Below are 21,860 nucleotides of genomic sequence, written 5' to 3'. Positions count from 1 at the left end.
ACTTCCGGCTTACTCTTCCTCGAAAACTTCATCCGGGCTGAAGATTGCTTCATCCGGTGCGGACTCTTCCTGTACATCAACCAGCTCGTCGCCTTCAAACTCCTGTTTGGTATAGCCGTACTCGCCGAAAGAGGACTCCTCTTTTCTGTTGTAATCTTTGTTGTCGCCCTCGATGACAGAACGTAAGTCTGTGTCTCCATAGTCAACAGTTTCCATAAGTTCTACTTCTGTCTGGTCCTCCTTGAGCACTTTGACATCCAGACCAAGAGACTGAAGCTCTTTGATCAGAACTTTGAAGGACTCCGGAATACCAGGTTCAGGGATGTTTTCACCCTTGATGATCGCTTCATAAGTCTTAACACGTCCGACAACATCATCCGATTTAACAGTCAGGATCTCCTGCAGTGTATAAGAAGCACCATATGCTTCCAGAGCCCAAACCTCCATCTCTCCGAAACGCTGTCCGCCGAACTGAGCTTTACCACCCAGAGGCTGCTGTGTTACCAGGGAGTACGGGCCTGTGGAACGTGCATGGATCTTATCGTCTACCAGGTGATGCAGTTTCAGATAATGCATGTGTCCGATGGTTACCGGGCTGTCGAAATATTCTCCGGTACGTCCGTCACGCAGTCTTACTTTACCGTCTCTTGACAGCGGTACGCCTTTCCAGAGTGCTCTATGGTCACGGTTGTCATACAGATACTGCAGAACTTCCGGCAGAAGCTCTTCGCCATGTTTCTTTTCGAATTCTTCCCACTCCAGATTGACATAATCGTTTGCCAGATCCAGTGTGTCCATAATGTCTACCTCGTTTGCACCGTCAAATACTGGTGTTGAGATATTGAATCCAAGTGCTTTTGCAGCCAGGCTCAGATGGATCTCCAGGACCTGACCGATGTTCATACGAGACGGCACACCCAGCGGATTCAGTACGATATCCAGCGGACGGCCATTTGGCAGGAACGGCATATCTTCAACAGGAAGGACACGGGAAACCACACCCTTGTTACCATGACGACCGGCCATCTTGTCACCTACAGAGATCTTTCTCTTCTGTGCAATGTAAATTCTTACGGACTGATTTACACCCGGTGCCAGCTCGTCACCATTTTCTCTTGTGAAGACTTTTGCATCTACGACAATACCATATTCACCATGCGGTACTTTCAGGGAAGTATCACGTACTTCACGTGCTTTTTCTCCGAAGATTGCACGCAGCAGACGCTCTTCTGCTGTCAGCTCTGTCTCGCCCTTCGGTGTTACTTTTCCGACCAGAATATCACCGGCACGCACTTCTGCACCGACACGGATGATACCACGCTCATCCAGATCTTTCAGTGCTTCATCACCGACACCAGGAACGTCACGTGTGATCTCTTCCGGTCCCAGTTTGGTATCACGTGCTTCTGCTTCGTATTCCTCGATATGGACAGATGTGTATACATCGTTCATAACCAGTCTCTCACTCAGCAGAACGGCATCCTCGTAGTTGTAACCTTCCCAGGTCATGAATCCGATCAGAGGGTTCTTACCAAGAGCGATTTCGCCGTTGGATGTGGAAGGACCGTCTGCGATAACCTGTCCGGCAGCAACTCTGTCGCCCTTGAAAACGATCGGACGCTGATTGTAGCAGTTACTCTGGTTGCTTCGTGAAAACTTAGTCAAACGATACTCATCTCTTGTACCATCATCGTTGCGAACCACGATACGTTTGGATTCAGAAGACTCGATCGTACCATTTTTCTTTGCAACCACACATACACCGGAGTCAACCGCTGTCTTTTCTTCCATACCGGTTCCTACTACAGGAGCTTCGGTTGTCAGAAGCGGTACAGCCTGACGCTGCATGTTAGATCCCATCAGAGCTCGGTTTGCGTCGTCGTTCTGCAGGAACGGAATCAATGCAGTAGCAACGGAAAATACCATCTTAGGAGACACGTCCATGTAATCAAACATGTGTCTTTCGTATGCCTGTGTCTCTTCACGGTAACGACCGGAAACGTTCTTGCTGATGAAGTGTCCTTCTTCGTCCAGAGCCTCATTCGCCTGTGCTACATGGTAATTATCCTCTTCGTCCGCAGTCATATATACTACTTCATCTGTGACACGCGGGTTCTTAGGATCTGTTTTATCGATTTTACGATATGGTGCTTCGATGAAACCATATTCGTTGATCTTTGCATAAGATGCCAGTGAGTTGATCAGACCGATGTTCGGTCCTTCAGGCGTCTCGATAGGACACATTCTTCCGTAGTGGGAATAGTGTACATCTCGAACCTCGAATCCGGCTCTGTCTCGTGACAGACCGCCAGGACCCAGGGCGGATAAACGTCTCTTGTGTGTCAGCTCACCCAGTGGGTTGTTCTGATCCATGAACTGGGACAGCTGGGAAGATCCGAAGAATTCTTTCACGGCTGCTGTCACCGGTTTGATGTTGATCAGAGACTGTGGAGAAATGCCTTCCAGATCCTGTGTTGTCATTCTTTCACGAACGACTCTCTCCAGTCTGGAAAGACCGATACGGTACTGGTTCTGCAGCAGTTCTCCGACTGCACGGATACGACGGTTGCCCAAGTGGTCGATATCGTCATCATGGCCGATGCCGTACTCCAAATGCATGTTATAGTTAATAGAAGCAAAAATATCTTCTTTTGTGATATGCTTCGGAATCAGCTCATGGATATTTTTGTGGATCGCATCCTTAATATCTTCTTCGCTGGCGTTTTCTTCCAGTATTTTTTGCAGTACCGGATAATATACTAATTCTGTAACACCTGCAGATTCCGGATCAAAGTCAACCCATTCGCCAAGGTCTACCATCATATTGGAGAGAACCTTTACGTTACGCTGCTCTGTCTGGATCCATACAAACGGAACGCCTGCATTCTGGATCTTGTTTGCAAGTGCTTTATCTACTTCTGTACCAGCCTCAGCCAGGATCTCACCGGTAGACTCGTCTACAACATCCTCAGCCAGAACCTGTCCGCAGATGCGGTTGCGAAGCAGCAGTTTTTTGTTGAACTTATAACGTCCGACTTTTGCAAGGTCATATCTTCTCGGATCGAAGAACATGCTTGTGATCAGGCTCTCTGCACTGTCAACTGCCAGCGGTTCGCCCGGACGGATCTTTTTGTACAGCTCGAGCAGACCTTCCTGATAGCTCTCGGAAGTATCTTTTGTCAGGCTGGCAAGGATTTTCGGTTCTTCACCGAACAGATCGATGATCTCCGCATTGGTTCCGTAGCCAAGTGCACGGATCAGAACGGTGATCGGCACCTTTCTGGTTCTGTCTACACGAACATAGAAAATGTCATTGGAGTCTGTCTCGTATTCCAGCCATGCACCACGGTTCGGAATAACGGTAGAAGAATACAGTTTTTTACCCAGTTTATCATGTGCGATTGCATAATAGATGCCAGGAGAACGTACCAGCTGGCTGACGATTACTCGCTCTGCACCGTTGATCACGAAGGTACCGGTTGCTGTCATCAATGGCAGATCTCCCATAAAGATCTCATGCTCATTGATTTCATCGTTCTCTTTATTATGAAGTCTTACTTTTACTTTCAAAGGTGCAGCATATGTTGCGTCACGTTCTTTACATTCTTCGATTGAATATTTTACGTCATCTTCGCACAGCGTGAAATCCACAAATTCCAGGCTCAGCTTGCCGCTGTAGTCTGTAATTGGCGAGATATCATCAAAAACCTCTTTGAGTCCAGATTCCAGGAACCATTTATAAGAGTCCACCTGTATTTCGATCAGGTTAGGCATCTCAAGAACCTCTTTCTGTCTGGAATAACTCATACGGAAGCTTTTGCCGCTTTTAATTGGACGTATTCTGTTTTTCTCCATTGACATTTCACCCCTGTTCTTTCTATCTAAAAAATTCAAGTCACTTTTGGCACTTTTGGGCATAGTTATACCAAAAAGCATACACTTTCACAATAGTGCACTTTCCATATTACCACGCCTGTTTGTCAATGTCAAGTACCTTTTTTATTGACGCAAAAACCGGCCAGGATTACTCCTGACCGGTGCAAGTTCTGTTTTACAAAAAAGCAGTTACAATTATTTAAGAGTAACTTTTGCTCCTTCTGCTTCCAGTTTTGTTTTGATGTCTTCAGCTTCTGCTTTAGATGCAGCTTCTTTCAGAACCTTAGGAGCTCCGTCAACTACTGCTTTCGCTTCTTTCAGTCCCAGACCAGTTACTTCACGAACAACTTTGATAACTTTAACTTTGTTAGCACCAACTTCTGTCAGTTCTACGTCAAACTCATCTTTTTCTTCAGCTGCTGCTTCACCAGCACCTGCTGCTGCAACTACAACACCTGCTGCTGCAGATACACCAAATTCTTCCTCACATGCTTTTACTAAATCATTTAACTCTAATACAGATAACTCTTTGATAGCTTCGATAAATTCAGCTGTTGTCAATTTTGCCATTTTATTTTCCTCCATTATTTTTATTTTTTCAGGCGGCATTTTCTATGCGGCCTCTGTGATGATTCTTATTCTTATGCTTCTTCCTGTTTCTCTGCAATCTGGCTGATAACGCGTGCAAAGTTTGCGATCGGAGACTGGATGCTTCCAAGCAGTTTGCCCAGCAGTTCTTCTCTTGAAGGGATGCTTGACAGTGCTGTGATACCTGCCTCATCGTAGTAAGCGTCTTCTACAACACCTGCAACGAGTTTCAGTGCTTTCACATCTTTTGCATATTTAGCCAGGATTCTTGCAGGAGCAGTTGCATCATCTTTGCTGATAGCGATTGCGTTCGGTCCTTCCAGATGTTTGCAAAGTTCTTCACAAGGTGTGCCTTTGAATGCAAACTTCATCATTGTGTTTTTGTACACTTTGTAAGAAACACCGGCTTCTCTCAGCTCTTTACGCATTGCAGTATCCTGCTCTACGGTGATTCCGCTGTAAGTAACCAGTACGATGGAAGCCGCATCTTTGATCGCCTCACTGATCTCTGCCACGATCGGCTGTTTCTGTTCTACTTTTGCCATTAACTTTTACCTCCTTATAGATTCTGCCCGGTGTGCCATAAAAGCCCACCACTGAATATTCTGGGAGGAATTCATAACAATGAAAAACCTCTCTGTCAAACTAACAGAGAGGTTCTGTAATCATTCTTTTAAGAATTCTTCACTCCTCGGCAGGCGTTTTAACCTTATGCCTAACGGCACCTGCTGTCTCTGGCAGTTTTCTGTAAAACTATAGCACATCTGCCACTGTTATGTCAAGGAGTTTTTACATTTTTCTGATTAAGAATTTTTGTATTTTTTTCTGACCACTTTTGACCAGTTGCTCTGCATTTTCTTACCGCCCGCTTTTTTATAAGTCCGGATCTTGTAATAGTAAGTTTTTCCTTTGCGTGCCTTCTTGTCAAGATAACTCTGGGTCTTTCCCTTTTTCACAACATGGATCTTTTTATATCCGCTCTTTTTCTTTGTGGAGCGATAAATATAATATCCATTTGCACCGGATACTTTTTTCCAGGTGATCCGGATCCCTTTTTTCGTTGCTTTTGCTTTTACATTTCTGACAGCTTTCGGTCTGGTCACAGTCGGTTTTGCCGGTGCTGCCGGCGTTTGAGTTTCCGTCTGTTTTTTATCATCCGACGGTTTGTTTACTGTTTCACTTTCCGATTCTTTTTCTGATTCTTTTTCTGATTCTTTTTCCGATTCCGTTGTTGTCTCTTTCTGCGTTTCACTCTCTGTTTCGCTTTCTTTCTGTGCATCTGCCGGGATTTTGAATGCAGTAACAGAATGCGGAGCCAGGCTGTATTTTGCTGTTTTCTCTGTTACGGAAATCTTTGTTTTCTGTACATCTACTTTATTTGGATTTGCCTGTGTGTTTTCATCCAGCACATCATCCGATGTCAGATACCATATCTGAAGATCTTTTCCTGTCAGGTCTTTTCCGTCTATGATCAGATTTACATCTGTTCTTTCATCTCTGCTGTTATTCACAACCGTAAGATAAATATTCCCCTGTTCATCTTTTGAGGAAATTGCTTTTACAAGCGGAACATTGTACCCCTGATAGGTATAACAGGTCACATTTCCTTCAATTTTCTGGCCAATCTGCGTTGTTCCTGTCATATTATTGAAAATGGAAAACATTTTTGCAGAAGGGGTCGACACAAAATCGGTCGTTCCATCGTTTTGTTTGATTGCCTGGATCACACACTGAGAGCCCGATCCAAGGTTATCTGCTCCATATGGATAATCAACCAGACAATGTTTGTTGATATAAGGTGTTCCAAAGCCAATGTAATCAATCATTTCATTTGCAATGTAAACAGCATGTCCGATTCCACGGACAAACTGGGTATTATGGTTATATACGCCAAACTCAGACAGAACCGGCACTTTCCCCATTCCAGGTGCATACTGATTCATCGCATCTACCAGTGCTTTTACACGGGGCATATTGTACTGCAATGACCGTCCGAGCACTTTTTCATAGAACTCCGGATCATTGTCTGCAATGACTCCACCGCTTGTATCACTGTACGGATGGATAACAACACCATCGTAATAATTATTATAGCCTTTCTGTGCCATTTTCTGCACAAAAGAAACCTGATTGCCGCTTCCGCAGTATACCTGGATCTCCATCCCCAGTTCATCGGCAATCTTGTTCATCGCCTGATAATACGACACAAATCCATCACGGTCACTCTGGTAAGATGCGGTGATTGCCTTTCCTGACTGTGGAATATTTCCATTTATTCCATCACCAAATGTAATTTTACCTGTTTTGCAGTCTACAGTGCAGACATTCTGTGCCCCCTTTCCTTCCAGGGAATCCACGATCTGCCACTGTGTTCCGCCTACATAGACAGCCACAGAATTTTCTACTGCCGGTGTATAACGTACATAGCGAACCTGATTTGCTGTTCCATCACTGTTTGTGGCCTGATCTCTCCAGTCCTCTTCCTTAACCGTCCTGGTATTCTGACCGAAAGTCATTCTGCCGCCGTCAATATAAGCATTCATCCAGTCAGTGTTTCCTCTACCATCCATCCAGTAGGTCTGTCTGTAATAACCGATTTCATTTCCGATTTCAAAACGTGTTACACCATAAGGTTTCGGATGCCCATTGGCTGCACGCACTTCTGCCCAGTCTACGCCACCGTTTGGGTTCGTCACATCACCGTCTGCCGGTGCATTTAAGTATTCGATCAAATCTGCCGCATCTGCTGCACTTCCCTGACCCATACCATAAACCCAGACCGCCTCTGCTTTGATATCATCGTAAATCCAGCTCATTGCCTCATCCAGCCCGAAATTCGGTGTGATCGGATCAGATGTTTCCGGAAGTCCATGTACTGTTTTCTTTCGCTGCTCTGCAGGTCCGATGCTGCGTTTCCAGTCAAACAGATTGGATACCGTTCCACCTGGATAACGTACAGAACCAAAATGTGCTTCTTTTACATATTCATTAAATTTAGCTTCCACTTTCTTTTCTGATGCGTTCCATGAGCTGTAAGCATTATTATGATAACGATGATTGATGCCAAACATTGCTTTTGAGATTTCACGCACTTCTTTGGAAGTATCCACCGTAATGTCTAGGTTCGTGACAGCATTTTCAGAATAAACCTCGTAAATACTCTGGATCTGTGCCGGTGTCATCACTTTTTTATAATAACGCACTTCATCCATATATCCTTTGAAACCCGTTTTTTCAGTAGCATTCTTATGATTTCCGATCAGGAGATCCGTGAGTGCATCTACATAACTACCGTCCAACGTGTTTTCGTTTACCAGTTTTCCATTGATATAAAACTGTGCTTTTTTCGCCGTATGGCTACTTGTAAATGCCACATGCACCCATTTGCCTCCGGCTACCGGGCTCTTGCTCAGCACATCGCTGGCTGTCACATAAGTCCCAAGTTTCATATTAGAATCCAGATAGAGGATGCTCCGTCCCGCCCCTGTCTGCTGGAACAGATATTTTTTGTCCGTGCTGCCGCCAAACATATCGTCATCGCATTTGATCCATGCCATCAGCGTGACATCATCCTGAGCTGCATTGACTGCATCTGGCAGTTTCAGCGAAGATGCAGATGTTCCATCAAAATATGCCGCACTTCCCGAAATACCTTCGCTCTCTTTTCTGGTAACTCCGCTGCCCTGCACTTCCACTTTCTGGGCAGACTGTGATGCACTGTTCGTGGTCAGGGCATCCTCAAAATTCAGATAAACAGACAGACCTTCTCTCAGGTCATCCGCTTCTTCCGCCGCAAACACTTCGCTATAATTATAACCACCCGTGCCCGGCACTGCTGCTGCAGTAACACATAACGCCGTCAGAATGCATGCTGTTCGTTTCGCCATGCTGCTCCATGTTCTTTTCTTTTTCATAGTAACCTCCTGTTTTTAATTTTAAGAATCCCCGTCTTCCTGCTGCAAGCTGCACGCCATACATCGCATGGTCTGTTTTCCCATATGCTTCCGCAGTCTGACAGAGGCTGTATGCAGATTTACTGAATCAAATCTGCTTTTTTGTAAGATCAGATGAAAAATCCCTCTCATTCTTTCGCATCTGTTTACATATAATATCATATTACCATAAAGAATCAGAAAAAAACAGGTGTATTTTAGTTATTTTATATAATGATGTCAAAAAAAGACCGCCATACCGATTTCTCGATACAGCGGCCTCTGCTCGCCTTACAAACTTGAATTAAACCAGTTTTACCGGATTCAGTTTTACGCCCGGTCCCATAGTAGGAGCGATTGTAACACTTCTCAGGTACTGACCTTTCAGTGTGCTTGGTTTTGCTTTATTAATTGCATCAATAAGCGTCTGGAAGTTTTCGCGCAGTGCATCCTCTTCAAAGGAAGCTTTTCCAAGTGGCACATGGATAATGTTATTCTTGTCCAATCTGTACTCAATCTTACCAGCTTTGATATCAGCGATAGCTTTTGTTACGTCCATAGTAACGGTACCAGCCTTCGGGTTTGGCATCAGTCCTTTAGGACCAAGTACACGACCCAGACGACCTACAACACCCATCATGTCCGGAGTTGCTACTACTACGTCGAAATCCAGCCATCCTTCATTCTGGATCTTCGGGATCAGTTCTTCTCCGCCTACGAAATCAGCACCAGCTGCCTGAGCTTCGTCTGCTTTTGCGTTTTTAGCGAATACCAGAACACGAACTGTTTTACCAGTTCCATGAGGCAGAACTACTGCACCACGGATCTGCTGATCTGCGTGACGTCCGTCACATCCTGTTTTGATATGAGCTTCGATTGTTTCGTCAAATTTTGCAACAGCAACTTTCTTTACTAAAGAAATTGCTTCTGGAATATCATAGAGAGTTGCACGATCAACTGCTTTCGCAGCCTCTACGTATTTCTTTCCTCGTTTCATATTAAATAACCTCCTGGTGGTGTTTGCGGGAATATCCCTCCCACGTTTTTTCGTTTTCGTTTACGGAACTGCAGGCTCATTGTGAAGCCTGGATAAAATGTCTTAGTCTTCTACAACGATACCCATAGAGCGAGCTGTACCAGCGATCATGCTCATAGCTGCTTCTACAGATGCTGCGTTCAGATCCGGCATTTTCATTTCAGCGATCTCTCTTACTTTATCTTTAGAGATTGTAGCAACTTTGGTCTTGTTCGGAACACCGGAACCAGATTTGATGTTGCATGCTTTTTTCAGCAGTACTGCTGCCGGCGGAGTCTTTGTTACGAAGCTGAAGCTTCTGTCTGCGTATACTGTGATAACAACAGGGATGATCAGATCACCTTTATCTGCTGTTCTTGCGTTGAACTCCTTTGTAAACTGAACGATGTTAACACCATGCTGACCAAGTGCCGGACCAACTGGTGGAGCCGGTGTTGCCTTTCCAGCAGGAATCTGTAATTTAATATAACCTGTTACTTTTTTTGCCATCTTAGGCACCTCCTATGTGGTATTGTCGGGGGTTTCCCTCCCACTTGCTTCGGTTTCCGATTGTTCCGAAGCGGTTCTCTGTTACTTACAACATTGCGGCATCGGCCACAGCCGGTGACGCATACCAAAAATATTACATTTTTTTGATTTCTGTGAAACCGATCTCTACCGGAGTCTCACGTCCGAACAGTTCGACATTGATTGTCACGATCTGTTTACTTGGATTAATGGACTGAATAACGCCTACGGTATCTTTCCATACACCTGCGGTGATGGTAACCGTATCGCCTTCTGCGAAATCAATCTCAAGCTCTGCAGGTTTGATTCCGAGCGGTGCCATTTCCTCCTCTGTAAGCGGAACTGGCTTGGATCCAGGTCCAACAAAGCCGGTAACACCTCTGGTATTTCTTACGACATACCAGGTATCATCATTCATGATCATGTTCAGCAGAACATAGCCCGGAAACAGCTTTTTCAGAACCTGCTTCTTGGCACCGTTCTTCACTTCCACAACTTCCTGCATCGGAACTCGAACCTCAAGGATCTGATCCTCCAGGTGACGGTTTTCAATTGTTTTTTCAATGTTGGCCTTTACCTTGTTCTCATACCCTGAATAAGTATGAACTACATACCAGTTTGCATCTGACATATTATCACCCTGTCCTTATTTTACTAAGAAATCAACACCGTACTGTACGATCATATCAATGATGGTGATCAGAACGCCCAGTACTACCGAAACGCTAAGGACTGCTGCCGTCTGCTTGCCGATGGATTTCTGATCCGGCCAGATAATTTTGCGGAACTCAGCTTTCAGACCGTCGAACCAGCTTTTTTTAGGAGCTTTTTCTTTCTTTTCCTTTTCGCTCATATAATCACTTATCCTTTCGCACCCGGCTTATTTGGTTTCCTTGTGATTCGTGTGTTTCTTGCAGAATCTGCAATACTTCTTGGTTTCCATTCTCTCAGGATGAGTTTTCTTATCCTTTGTCATGTTGTAATTACGCTGTTTGCATTCTGTACATGCCAATGTAATTCTTGTGCGCAAAACTTCCACCTCGCTCTCTTTGTTTTTTGCTCACAGCCTTTATGGGCTGATGAATTTTAGGCATAAAAAAAAGACCTACTTCCATTCGCCAAATCAGTTTATCATGACATCGAAAAGAAGTCAAGTCTTTCTTGTGTTTCTGACACTTTTTTTCTTGTGTTTCTGACACTTTTTTTGCCAAATACCTGACATACGGCAAGTATCAGAAAAGAACGGAAAATACTTCCGCATCCCCACAGCCTGACTTCCATTTTTCAAGCACAGCCTGATAAACTTCTGCCTCTGCCGCATGCATCCGGCAGAGATATTCCGGACATCCTTTTTCTTCTCCACATTCGGCAGCGATCATCGCAATGCAGGGATGACAGATTTTTCTGTTTGCACAATGTATACACGCCGGAGAACAGCATACTTTTTCTGTCTGTGCAACCAGTTCTTTCCAGGCTTCTGCAAAAGAACGCTCTTTTAAAGATGTTTTTGCCGAAGCGTACATGCCGCAGTTGACCAGATTGCCCTGCCAGTCCACCCAGAAAGAACAGTGTCCGGCCCGGCAGTGCATGGTCATCACATTTTCATCCGTCATCTTTTTGTCTTCACATCTTTTTTCTTCGTCAGCATTTTCCCGAAACCGTTCCTCGCCTTTTTGGAATCTGTCAAACCGCTCAGCCTGCCGCCAAAACCAATCCCCTTCTCCGGTCAGAAAATCGGTCTTTACTCTGGCAAGTGCGGCCTCTTCCGGGGAGAGGCGTTCATTTTGTCCGACCATTGCTGCGTTTCGGCGGATCGGCGGAAACATATAGGTTGCCGCCTGGATCGGTATCTGACACTCTTTTGCATAAGAAATCATACTCTCCAGATCCTGTACATTCTGCGGTGTAATGCTGGCGTTCAATTTGATCGGTACCCCATACTGTTTCAGCCATCGGACGGCATTTTTCACTTTCAGAAAGGATTCGCCGTTTCCGCAGAGCTTCTGATAAGTCTCTTCACTCGCCCCGTAAAGTGTGATGTTGATCCTGGTCGGTGTGTGCCTGCCAAGCCACCTGGCCATGTTCTGATCGATCCGGGATGCATTGGAATTGATGCTGACCTGCATTCCAAGATCCTGCATTCCGGCAAAGACTTCCTGAAAATCTTCGTACAGAAACGGCTCCCCGCCCGTCAGAAGCGGAAACAGCAAACCACATTTTGCGGCATCTTCTGCAATCTCAAGCCACCTCTTTCCATCCATCAGTCCGCCTGCTTTCTCCACTTCTGCCCTGCTTTTACGGACATAACACATTTTGCAGGCAAAATTACAGATCGGGAGCAGTTCAAATGCCCCAGTCAGTGGGATTCTCTCCGCTCCCGCTTTTGCCCATAAACGCCTGCTGATCGTTCCCTGCATATTTTCTCTTCTCCTTCCTGTTTAAGCATACATTATGTATTTCTTGTGACACTCTTCCGTATACCTTACTTCTGTACTCGCTTCACATTTTGCATGTCTGAATAAATTTCATTTTATCTTTTCCTACAGATATCGTCCATCTTCAGGATTTTTTCCAGGCACGCAACTGCCTGCTCATCCATCGTTGCAGTCAGCTGGTAGACTGGCATTTCTTTCAGCAACAAAAACAGATTCTCTGCCGCCTGGTTTCTGGCATTTTCACTCCACCAGTCGATTACAAGCTGCGGCATCAGCTGTGCCATCGCTTTCCCTGCCCGCAGTCTTTCGATGCTGCTCTTTCCATTCTGCGACTGTTTTACCAGAACGATGCATCCCGCCACATGCACTTCCCCGCTTCGCACCGGCTGTGATCCATCCATCGGATAGCCGTAGCTGTGCCAGTTTCCGTCCTGTTTTCGCAGAAGTGTCCGGTCATTGCAGATGATCCTGGCGTTTCTGAACCTCTCCCAGAGTTTTGCCTGCGTGGTCTTTCCCGCCCCGGATGGTCCGGCAAATAAAATCCCGGTTTTCTGATATGTAATCTGTGCCGCGTGAAAAAACAGTACAAGAAACTGTTGAAGGATGGCCCGCATCGGAAAATAACGCAGGATTTCACCAAGACTTTTCGGTGCAACCGGAAGCAGCCGTTCCTGTATCCTGCACGAAACATGTGAAAAAGTATCGTCGTATTCCACGCAGGAAATTGCTCCCTTTTCTCCCTCCCACACAATACAGTAATTTTTCTCTTCCCTGCGATAGTAAGTCTGGATCAGATCTTCTCCAAGCTTTACCGCAGAACGAAGCGGCGGCTTTACCCACTTCCAGGAAACCGCCGCCAGAATATCTGTCTCTTTCCATTTTTCATCCTGCCCGGATATACCGGATCTTTCCCGGATTATAAATGGAAGGAACACATCTTCGATCTGAATTTCTTTTTCACAGTCCAGACAGATTTTCACGCCGCCAAGGCATAACATGATGTGCATCCCCGGTACCTCACTTTTTCTGTTTCTCTTTGTGTTCAGGATGTCCAGTAACCGCCGCCTGCTGTCGTGTAACAGTCGCACGTATCCTCCGAATAAAACTGTACATTGTGCACACTTCTTGCAGCACTGTATGTCTCAAACGGATCGATGTAATCGCTGCACTGGCTGTATCCGTTCATTTGCGGACCGTTGTGGACGACCGTTTCACAGTTGCTTGCGATCGAAGCATCCAGCTGATAGCGTTCCACTTCTGCTTTTGGAGTTTCATACGTTTTCTTCATATCCATTCCCCTTCCCGTATGTCTGTTTCTTTATGATCGTAAACTCGGCATTTCCGGTTACTTTGATATTGGTTGCGGAAACCAGTCCCTCTTCGGCTTTGATCTCAAATGTAGCTATCGTGCTTCCGTCTTTTTCACTGATATCCGCACATTTTGAAATTTCATAATAACAGTCTGCTGCATTTTTAAGTTCCAGGATCTGTCCGTTAACTGAGACTTTTGCATTTCCGAACGGAGCTTTTACTCCAAGATAAAGTTTGTTCGTATTTGGATCCCAGTCTTTTAAAGAGAAGGTTACGCTCTGATCTTCATCAAGATAAACCTCTTCTTTCGGCCCGTTGCTCTTATATTCGGAAGCTTTTTTGATCTCACCGTTTGAATCGGTAAATACCACAAATGTTTTTCCATCCCACTGGATCTCGCCGTTCTCATCAACCTCCGTATAATCGGAGAGAAGTTTCTGACGCAGTGTAACTGCCGTCATATTTGCTTCACCATCCTGGTTGTAGGCCTGTGCTGCAATATCCGCATGTTCATCCGTCTCATCAAGCGGCTGCATCACACGGATCCCATCCAGCCAGAAATCTGAGCCAAAACGATTTCCCGCCTTTGCAACAGACACTTCTACATTATATGTGCCATATTCGGAAGTATTCCAGGTAAATACCGGAATATTGTATAAAGTGATCTTGTTTTCACTCTGATAAATGGTGTTGCGGTATCCATGATAGATTTCTCTGCCTTTTGCATCTCTGATCACGATCCGCAGATAGCCGCTGTTATTGGATGTCCTTGCAAAGAAAGAAGTTCCCTTTCCGGTAAAGGTGTAAGTAAATTTTGCTGCACCTTTTTCTGTGCTTACATAACAGCTGGAACCGTTGCTGTCTTCGCTGTCACTTAAATAAGCAACATCTGAACCATACGGACTGTCACCGGCATCCCCGACTACGCCCGGTTCCTGGTAATCCTCCTGAGGTGTTCCCTCCTGTTCCCAGCTTCCGTTTGGATATTCTGCCATTCCGAAATCTTCTTCATAATACATGTCGGTCGCCGGAATGATATAAACCTTTGCCTGTGCCTCCTGATCATCTACACCGTTTGTACTCTTTACTTTTGCAGTATAATTTAAAACTTCTACGCCGGTCAGCTGTTTTGTCAGCGTGTAATGGATTTTTCCGTCTTTTACTTCGGCCGTTCCATATTTCAGAGAATTGCTGTCGATTTCAACCAGTTCTTTGCTGCCTCCGACTGCCAGATCATTTACCAGAGGATCAATTTCAACCGGAAGTCCGTAATCCAGAACAATATAGTCGTCATTTGCCTCAAAAGATGCCGTTTCTTTGTGCAGCATTTCATTTTCACAGGTGAACGATACCTGATCTGCTTTGTCTGCTTCACCTTTTGCAGTCACGCTCATACTCGTTCCGGCACTGTTCGAATCCACGACATGGAAACCACCGGCTGCTTCCGCCTGATAACTCCATTTCGGAACGATCCAGCTCGCTCCGTTGTCCGCCTCGGTAATATAATAGGTTTTGCCGTCATCTTCATCCATCGTTCCGATGAATTTCGCAGTCTGACCATTTTTCAGTGCAAACCTTCCGTCCGTTCCGGTCATTCTCGTATCTACATACTGATTGTTGATGTCATAGAGATTGTAAGTTGCATCTGACACTACTTCGCCGTCACGGTAGAGCGTAAAATAAAAATCTCGCTGGCTGATCTGTGCTAAAATACTGTCATCCAGTTTTATTCCTTTACTGTCTGTTGTTTTGACTGTTTTATGCACCGAAACGGTATCTTTCATTGGCAGATTGAATTTGATTTTACAGTTGGAAGCTCCTTCTCCACGTTCCAGATAATAGACGGTCAGCGTATGCTGATCGGTCGCTGCAAATGTTTTTAACGTAGTATCAAAAATACCCGCACCTTCAGAATCCCGGAACACTTTTTTTGAAATCTTTCCGGCTGTTGATCTTCCTCCTTTAATAAACATTCCGCTTGTCTGACCGGAACTGGTCGCGGAAATTTCTGTTTTGTTCTGTGCAAAATTAATCGTTCCGTTGACTGAATCGTGGATGCCGCCGATATCCAGAACAAGTTTTCCGTCAATAAATACCCACACATCATCATCACCGGCAAACTCAAACTTGATATCTTCGTCTGAAGTGCTGGAAATTTTGCCATCTGCCGTCATGGAAAACGGAATCGTTGCGATCATGCCAAAATGATAATCCGGCGTCCTCACACTCGTTCCGCTGTTGAACGGATAAAAGCCCTTTCTGTTATCTGTCTTATTCGTCTGTGCCGTGTCATTCCAGGTCAGATTCGTTTCACTTGCTGCTGTTCCAGAAAAATACGCTGAATCCTGACTTGCATCAAATGTATAATATCCATTTTCATATACAAACGGCAGTCCGACATTCGTGTAAACTTCTTTTGTTTTTGTGTCACCGGAATCAAAAATGCCGCCGTCCGGAACCGTAAAATGAATGTTTCCATTCTGCATGTCAGAACCCACCAGGCCGCTGTAAACATAACCCTTCTGACTGGTCTGCGTGGATGAGATCGTATTATTTGTCGTCAGCAGACCGGTCCAGGTATTCCAGGTGGTATAGCTGCTGCCGGGAGCACCATTCGAAAAATAGATACCCCGAAGAACTCTGCTGTTCGGATTTTCTGCCTTGTCTTCCTGATAAACTGCCTGATTGATCGTCTCCTGATCATAATCATAAAGCGTTACCGGAAAATAACGGATCTCTTTTTGTGATGCCGCCTGCGAAACTGCCTGGGATACCGCTTTTGGCACACTGTCAAAACTTCGAAATGCTGCCTCCGCCTCAGATGGCATGGCGGTGACCGTAACTACGGTTGCCAGCGTTACCGCCAGAATACGTGATACTCTTTTTCTCATAATTTTCCTCCTTTTTCTCAAAACATTTTTATTTCCCATAAAAAAGAGCAGAGATCCGTGCCTCTTTCGCACATTTCTCTGCTCTCGTTTTCACGATCGTTGCTTTATTTTTATATTTCTCACCTGTATTTTATAAAGATGCCATACGGATTGTTCCGCACTTCACACGCTTTTATTCTTACTGTACTGCTTTGAATGCTTCGTCCAGATCCTGGATGATGTCATCAATGTTCTCTGTACCGATGGACAGACGGATTGTGTTTGGTTTGATTCCCTGATCCAGAAGTTCTTCCTCTGTGCACTGGCTGTGTGTAGTGGTTGCCGGATGGATAACCAGAGATTTTACGTCTGCTACGTTTGCCAGCAGGGAGAACAGCTCCAGATTGTCGATGAAATCTTTTGCTTTCTGTGCGTCACCTTTGATCTCAAAGGTAAAGATAGAGCCGCCGCCGTTCGGGAAATATTTTGCATACAGCTCTTTCTGTTTCGGATCATCCGAAACAGACGGATGATGTACTTCTTCTACCTGCGGATGATTCTTCAGGTACTGTACGACTTTCAGTGCGTTCTCTACATGACGCTCTACTCTCAAAGACAGTGTTTCCAGTCCCTGCAGGAAAATGAATGAGTGGAATGGAGAGATGGTTGCACCGGTATCTCTCAGCAGGATTGCACGGATTTTTGTAACAAATGCTGCAGGTCCTACTGCTTTTGTAAAGCTGATGCCATGGTAGCTTGGGTTCGGTTCTGTCAGAGAAGCGAATTTACCGGATGCCTCCCAGTCGAATTTACCGCCATCTACGATAACACCGCCGATGGTTGTTCCATGGCCGCCGATGAATTTTGTTGCAGAATGTACAACGATATCGGCACCGTACTCAATCGGTCTTACCAGGTATGGTGTTGCAAACGTATTGTCAACAACCAGCGGGATTTTATGTGCATGAGCGATCTTTGCGATAGCTTCAATATCTACTACGTCTGAATTCGGGTTGCCCAGAGTTTCGATATAAACAGCTTTTGTATTATCCTGGATAGCTGCTTCTACTGCATCCAGATCAAAGATATCTACAAAGGTTGTTGTGATACCGTACTGTGGCAGTGTGTGCTCCAACAGGTTGAAGGAACCGCCGTAAATATTTTTTGCAGATACGATGTGGTCACCGTTCTGTGCCAGGTTTTCAATGGTATATGAAATAGCTGCTGCTCCGGATGCTACTGCCAGTGCTGCAACACCGCCTTCCAGAGCTGCGATTCTCTTTTCGAATACATCCTCTGTCGGGTTTGTCAGTCTTCCGTAGATGTTACCGGCATCTGCCAGACCAAATCTTGCAGCTGCATGATCGCAGTTACGGAATACATAAGAAGAAGTCTGATAAATCGGAACTGCCCTTGCATCGGTGACCGGGTCTGGAGTTTCCTGACCTACGTGAAGCTGTAATGTTTCAAATTTAAATTTTCTGTTTTCTCTTGTAATTTTTTCGCTCATGTTATTCACCTTTTACTGCCATCTGGCGTGGCATTTTACCTTTCTTTGAATTAGTCTGTAAATAATGCTGTGGAGTAGTAACGATCTCCTGTGTCAGGAAGCAGTGCTACAATGGTTTTTCCTTTGTTTTCCGGACGTTTTGCCAGCTGAATTGCTGCGTAAAGAGCTGCACCTGAGGAAATACCTACCAGTACGCCTTCTTTCTTGGCAATCAGTTTGCCTGTTGCAAATGCATCTTCGTTTTCTACTTTGATGATTTCATCATAAATGTTTGTATCCAGTACTTCCGGTACAAATCCTGCACCGATACCCTGGATTTTATGTGGACCTCCCTTGCCTTCGGAAAGAACCGGGGAAGTTGCCGGCTCTACTGCCACGATCTTGATATCCGGATTCTGCTCTTTCAGATATTCACCGACACCTGTCAGTGTTCCGCCTGTACCAACACCGGCTACGAAGAAATCTACCTTGCCGTCTGTGTCTTTCCAGATTTCCGGACCTGTGGTTGCTCTGTGTGCTGCCGGGTTTGCCGGGTTTACAAACTGTCCCGGAATGTAGCTGTTCTGGATTTCTTTTGCCAGCTCATCTGCTTTTGCGATGGCACCTTTCATACCCTTTGCACCTTCTGTCAGCACCAGTTCTGCACCGTATGCTTTCAGGATGTTTCTTCTTTCAATACTCATCGTATCCGGCATGGTCAGGATGATGCGGTATCCTTTTGCTGCTGCAATGGATGCCAGTCCGATACCGGTATTTCCGGATGTCGGCTCGATGATAACAGAACCTTCTTTCAGAAGTCCTTTGCTCTCAGCGTCTTCGATCATGCTCTTTGCAATACGGTCTTTTACGCTTCCTGCCGGGTTAAAGTACTCAAGTTTTGCCAGGACAGTTGCTGAAAGCTCCTGATCTTTTTCTATGTTTACAACTTCTACCAGTGGTGTATTTCCGATCAATCCTAAAGTTCCTTTATAAATGTTGGACATGTTATTTTCCTCCTTATTTATTCCTACCTTTTCGATATGTTTTATATGATTTACTCGAATTATATGCCAACATCCAGTATTTGTCAACACCTTTTTTCATTTTTTTCAGACTTCCCTTTTTAAATCTCTAGAAATACGATAGGAAATATGATACTATCATTCTAAGGTTGAACGTTCCATTGCTGAAATCACCCGGCAGTGAAGCAATTCACAGGCGTCATGCCGGAGGACAACACTTTCAACACTACTAATATATGAAACGAGGTGAGAAAAAATGAAAATTTCTACAAAAGGAAGATATGCTCTGCGTATGCTTCTGGATCTTGCAGAACATCAGAGCGAGGGTTACATCGCTTTAAAAGACATCGCAGCAAGACAGGATGTTTCCAAAAAATATCTGGAACAGATCATCCCGATCCTGAACAAATCCGGTTTCCTGCTCGCAAGCCGCGGATTTCAGGGCGGATACCGTCTGGCAAAAACACCGGACAAATACACCGTCGGTGATATCTTACGTGCAACGGAGGGAAGTCTGTCACCGGTTGCCTGTCTGGACAATGAGCCGGTACTCTGTCAGAGAGCCGACATGTGCACGACACTTTCCGTATGGAAAGGATTGAAAAAAGTCATTGATGACTATGTAGATGGGATCACTTTGCAGGATCTTCTGGATCAGCAGCGTGAAACTTATGCAAATGATTATGTAATATAACATCCGAATTACAAGGAAAAGATGTAACTGTTCAGTACTTTCACAGTTACGAAAAGATTACCATATTCTTCATCCGTAAAACACGATATCTTTTTAGAAAGAGAGGGTTATTTCATGAAAAAAAATATGTATTCTGTTTTGCTTCATTTTTTTCTGTTTGTATGCCTGGTCATACCTTTGCATACAACCGCAAATGCGGCAAACACCACCGACGATTGTCTTCAGATTCTCACTTCTGATTTTAACAGCAATTCCGCACAAGAATTTATCGGAACACAGCATCTGAATATCACGGATTCACAGTATCAGACAATCCGTACATTTACTTTAGATTTAACAGAAAAATACAGCTCCACAAAAGACAAGATCACTGCCATCTATCAGTGGGCCAGAGACACCAGCCTGAAAGCTTCTGTCGGCGAATCTGCCCCTGCAGATCTGGAAGAAAATGATCCTTATAAAGTATTCAAAGAGAAAACCGGAGTATGTCAGGGAAAAGCCAATCTCTGTAAGACCATGCTCGCCGCCATCGATGTTCCATGTATCATCGCCCACGGCTACTGGGAAACCGAAGGCCATGCATGGGATTTCGTTCTGTGTGACGGCAAATGGGGCATCGTCGATGCATCCATGTGGCAGATCTCGCTGGATGATCCTTCCGACATCTCTTCTCATTATAAAACAGACAGCCTGGAAGCTGTTCTTTATGAAAAGGACGGCTTTGAATTTACTTACTATCTGGGCGGCATTGGTGCTGTCGGCTATACCGGAAATGCGGAGCGTCTGGAAATCCCGAAAAGCTGCAATGATTATCCTGTGATCAGTATCGCCGCAGAAAGCCAGATTTATTATGAACATTCCTTTCAGAATACAGCAGCAAAAGAACTGGTGCTTCCGGCAACGGTAAAATACGGAATCTACTTAAGTGACTATGAGATCCGTTCTTTCTATTCAAAATCTCTGGAATCTATTTCCGTAGATGAAAACAATCCGGTATTTGCGTCCTATGACGGAATACTTTATTCCAAAGATTACTCAAGAATCTACTCTGTCCCGGCAGGTATTTCCGAAGTTACTCTGAAACCGATGGAGATCCTGGAAAAAAATACGCTCACTAATCTTTCGAACCTGCGTATTCTGAAAATCGGAGAAGGTACAAAAGAACTGGAAGAAGATGCCATTGAAAACTGTGAGCACCTGGAAAAAGTTTATATTCCGGACAGTGTGACAACGATCGCATATGAAGAAAGCAATGGCAATGTTTACGAAGCTTTCAACGGATGCCCGAATAACTTTGTCGTATATGCATCTGCCGGAAGTGCGGGAGAAGCTTATGCCAAAAAGAAAGGACTGACCTGCAAAGATCCAAAAGAACTCTTCCCGGCAGATTACAGCAAGATCGATGAACTGCTGAAAACCGTTCCGGATGATTCTGATCTTTACCGGTACACACCGGACAGCGTCAGCCGCTTAAAAGAAGCCATCCAGGCCATCAACCGTGACTGCACTGCCGCACAGCAGAATCTCGTTGACGAAATGGCAAAAAATCTGGAAACTGCAATCAAAAAACTGGAAGTTCGACCGACTGTTCCGGATACCAATGAAACCGAAAAGCCACAGCCGGATACAGAAACACCGGAAACACACGTACCAGATCAGTCCGGCAATACGGAAACGCCAAAACCGGCTGCGAAACCGACCGCACCTGCAAAAGTAACCGGAGTGAAGATTTCTTATAAAAAATCCGGCAAAGCAATCCTTGGCTGGAAAAAAGTAAAAAATGCCTCCGGGTATGAGATTTACCGTTACCAGAATAAAAGATGGGTAAAAGTGAAAAAGGTTGGTAAAAAAACAAGCTTTGTAATAAAGAAACGCTCCCGAAAAACCGTGTACTATCGCGTGAGGGCTTTCCGAAAAAAAGGGAAAAATGTGAGCTATGGAAAATACTCCAGGAAAGTGAAGTGTAAAGCTCTTCAGAAAGCCAAATAAAAAGTTGTGGCGGAGGTTTGTGTAAATGTGAAAATGAACGCCATAGAAATGATTTTATAAAATATATAACGCCATGATGATTCGAAAACAATCTCCTGACACGCTGCGTTT

17 protein-coding genes and 1 other annotated feature are annotated in these 21,860 nt (G+C 44.9%); of the genes, 2 read left to right on the top strand and 15 right to left on the bottom strand.

Annotation, left to right across the window (positions count from 1 at the left end; all coding sequences use genetic code 11):
- Nucleotides 1-9 precede the first annotated feature (9 nt).
- The 15 genes from GPK60_RS10080 to cysK all read right to left on the bottom strand — a co-directional run bounded on the left by GPK60_RS10080 (nucleotide 10) and on the right by cysK (nucleotide 19,048).
- On the bottom strand, nucleotides 10-3,855 hold the full coding sequence (locus GPK60_RS10080; RefSeq protein ID WP_173865915.1) for a DNA-directed RNA polymerase subunit beta: 3,846 nt from the start codon (nucleotides 3,853-3,855) through the stop codon (nucleotides 10-12).
- A gap of 216 nt (nucleotides 3,856-4,071) precedes the next feature.
- Nucleotides 4,072-4,437: a 50S ribosomal protein L7/L12 gene (rplL, locus tag GPK60_RS10075; protein ID WP_346727763.1), complete on the bottom strand. Its 366-nt coding sequence runs from the start codon at nucleotides 4,435-4,437 to the stop codon at nucleotides 4,072-4,074.
- An 80-nt stretch (nucleotides 4,438-4,517) separates the two neighbouring features.
- Nucleotides 4,518-5,009, bottom strand: a complete 492-nt coding sequence (gene rplJ / locus GPK60_RS10070) for a 50S ribosomal protein L10 (protein ID WP_022118514.1) — start codon at nucleotides 5,007-5,009, stop codon at nucleotides 4,518-4,520.
- A 72-nt stretch (nucleotides 5,010-5,081) separates the two neighbouring features.
- Nucleotides 5,082-5,220: a sequence feature (ribosomal protein L10 leader region), on the bottom strand.
- A gap of 47 nt (nucleotides 5,221-5,267) precedes the next feature.
- Nucleotides 5,268-8,378, bottom strand: a complete 3,111-nt coding sequence (locus tag GPK60_RS10065; RefSeq protein ID WP_215659817.1) for a LamG-like jellyroll fold domain-containing protein — start codon at nucleotides 8,376-8,378, stop codon at nucleotides 5,268-5,270.
- Nucleotides 8,379-8,700: 322 nt separating this feature from the next.
- Complete coding sequence (rplA, locus tag GPK60_RS10060) at nucleotides 8,701-9,393, bottom strand: 50S ribosomal protein L1 (protein WP_022118512.1); 693 nt, start codon at nucleotides 9,391-9,393, stop codon at nucleotides 8,701-8,703.
- A 102-nt stretch (nucleotides 9,394-9,495) separates the two neighbouring features.
- Entirely contained in the window at nucleotides 9,496-9,921 is a 426-nt protein-coding gene (rplK, locus tag GPK60_RS10055) for a 50S ribosomal protein L11 (RefSeq protein ID WP_173898842.1), read from the bottom strand.
- A gap of 133 nt (nucleotides 9,922-10,054) precedes the next feature.
- Nucleotides 10,055-10,570, bottom strand: a complete 516-nt coding sequence (gene nusG / locus GPK60_RS10050; RefSeq protein WP_173865917.1) for a transcription termination/antitermination protein NusG — start codon at nucleotides 10,568-10,570, stop codon at nucleotides 10,055-10,057.
- Nucleotides 10,571-10,585: 15 nt separating this feature from the next.
- On the bottom strand, nucleotides 10,586-10,792 hold the full coding sequence (secE, locus tag GPK60_RS10045) for a preprotein translocase subunit SecE (protein WP_022118509.1): 207 nt from the start codon (nucleotides 10,790-10,792) through the stop codon (nucleotides 10,586-10,588).
- 27 nt (nucleotides 10,793-10,819) lie between these two features.
- Nucleotides 10,820-10,969: a 50S ribosomal protein L33 gene (gene rpmG / locus GPK60_RS10040; RefSeq protein ID WP_147632104.1), complete on the bottom strand. Its 150-nt coding sequence runs from the start codon at nucleotides 10,967-10,969 to the stop codon at nucleotides 10,820-10,822.
- Nucleotides 10,970-11,171: 202 nt separating this feature from the next.
- Nucleotides 11,172-12,356 (bottom strand): radical SAM protein, encoded by a 1,185-nt coding sequence (locus GPK60_RS10035; RefSeq protein ID WP_173865918.1) that lies wholly within the window; start codon nucleotides 12,354-12,356, stop codon nucleotides 11,172-11,174.
- 113 nt (nucleotides 12,357-12,469) lie between these two features.
- Entirely contained in the window at nucleotides 12,470-13,381 is a 912-nt protein-coding gene (locus tag GPK60_RS10030) for a hypothetical protein (RefSeq protein ID WP_173865919.1), read from the bottom strand.
- A gap of 35 nt (nucleotides 13,382-13,416) precedes the next feature.
- On the bottom strand, nucleotides 13,417-13,662 hold the full coding sequence (locus GPK60_RS10025; RefSeq protein WP_173865920.1) for a hypothetical protein: 246 nt from the start codon (nucleotides 13,660-13,662) through the stop codon (nucleotides 13,417-13,419).
- Nucleotides 13,646-16,576, bottom strand: coding sequence for a fibro-slime domain-containing protein (locus tag GPK60_RS10020; RefSeq protein WP_215659814.1), 2,931 nt, complete (start codon nucleotides 16,574-16,576; stop codon nucleotides 13,646-13,648). Before GPK60_RS10020 ends, GPK60_RS10025 begins: the two co-directional genes overlap by 17 nt.
- Before the next feature lie 178 nt (nucleotides 16,577-16,754).
- Nucleotides 16,755-18,065: an O-acetylhomoserine aminocarboxypropyltransferase/cysteine synthase family protein gene (locus GPK60_RS10015; protein WP_022118504.1), complete on the bottom strand. Its 1,311-nt coding sequence runs from the start codon at nucleotides 18,063-18,065 to the stop codon at nucleotides 16,755-16,757.
- A gap of 50 nt (nucleotides 18,066-18,115) precedes the next feature.
- The gene (cysK, locus tag GPK60_RS10010) at nucleotides 18,116-19,048 is read right to left on the bottom strand and encodes a cysteine synthase A (RefSeq protein WP_215659811.1); all 933 of its coding nucleotides are present in this window, start codon (nucleotides 19,046-19,048) and stop codon (nucleotides 18,116-18,118) included.
- Nucleotides 19,049-19,322: 274 nt separating this feature from the next.
- Between cysK and GPK60_RS10005 the strand changes: the two genes are divergently transcribed.
- Together GPK60_RS10005 and GPK60_RS10000 are read left to right on the top strand one after the other, a co-directional pair.
- Nucleotides 19,323-19,760, top strand: a complete 438-nt coding sequence (locus GPK60_RS10005; RefSeq protein WP_022118502.1) for an Rrf2 family transcriptional regulator — start codon at nucleotides 19,323-19,325, stop codon at nucleotides 19,758-19,760.
- 114 nt (nucleotides 19,761-19,874) lie between these two features.
- A complete protein-coding gene (locus GPK60_RS10000; protein ID WP_215659808.1) occupies nucleotides 19,875-21,749 on the top strand; it encodes a transglutaminase domain-containing protein in 1,875 nt (624 codons plus the stop codon).
- Nucleotides 21,750-21,860: the final 111 nt, after the last annotated feature.

This window comes from Ruminococcus sp. MCC718, assembly GCF_018783905.1.
Classification (GTDB): domain Bacteria; phylum Bacillota; class Clostridia; order Lachnospirales; family Lachnospiraceae; genus Hominisplanchenecus; species Hominisplanchenecus faecis.
The sequence above is the reverse complement of the archived record's forward strand: the minus strand, read 5'-3'. Positions and strand labels throughout refer to the sequence as shown.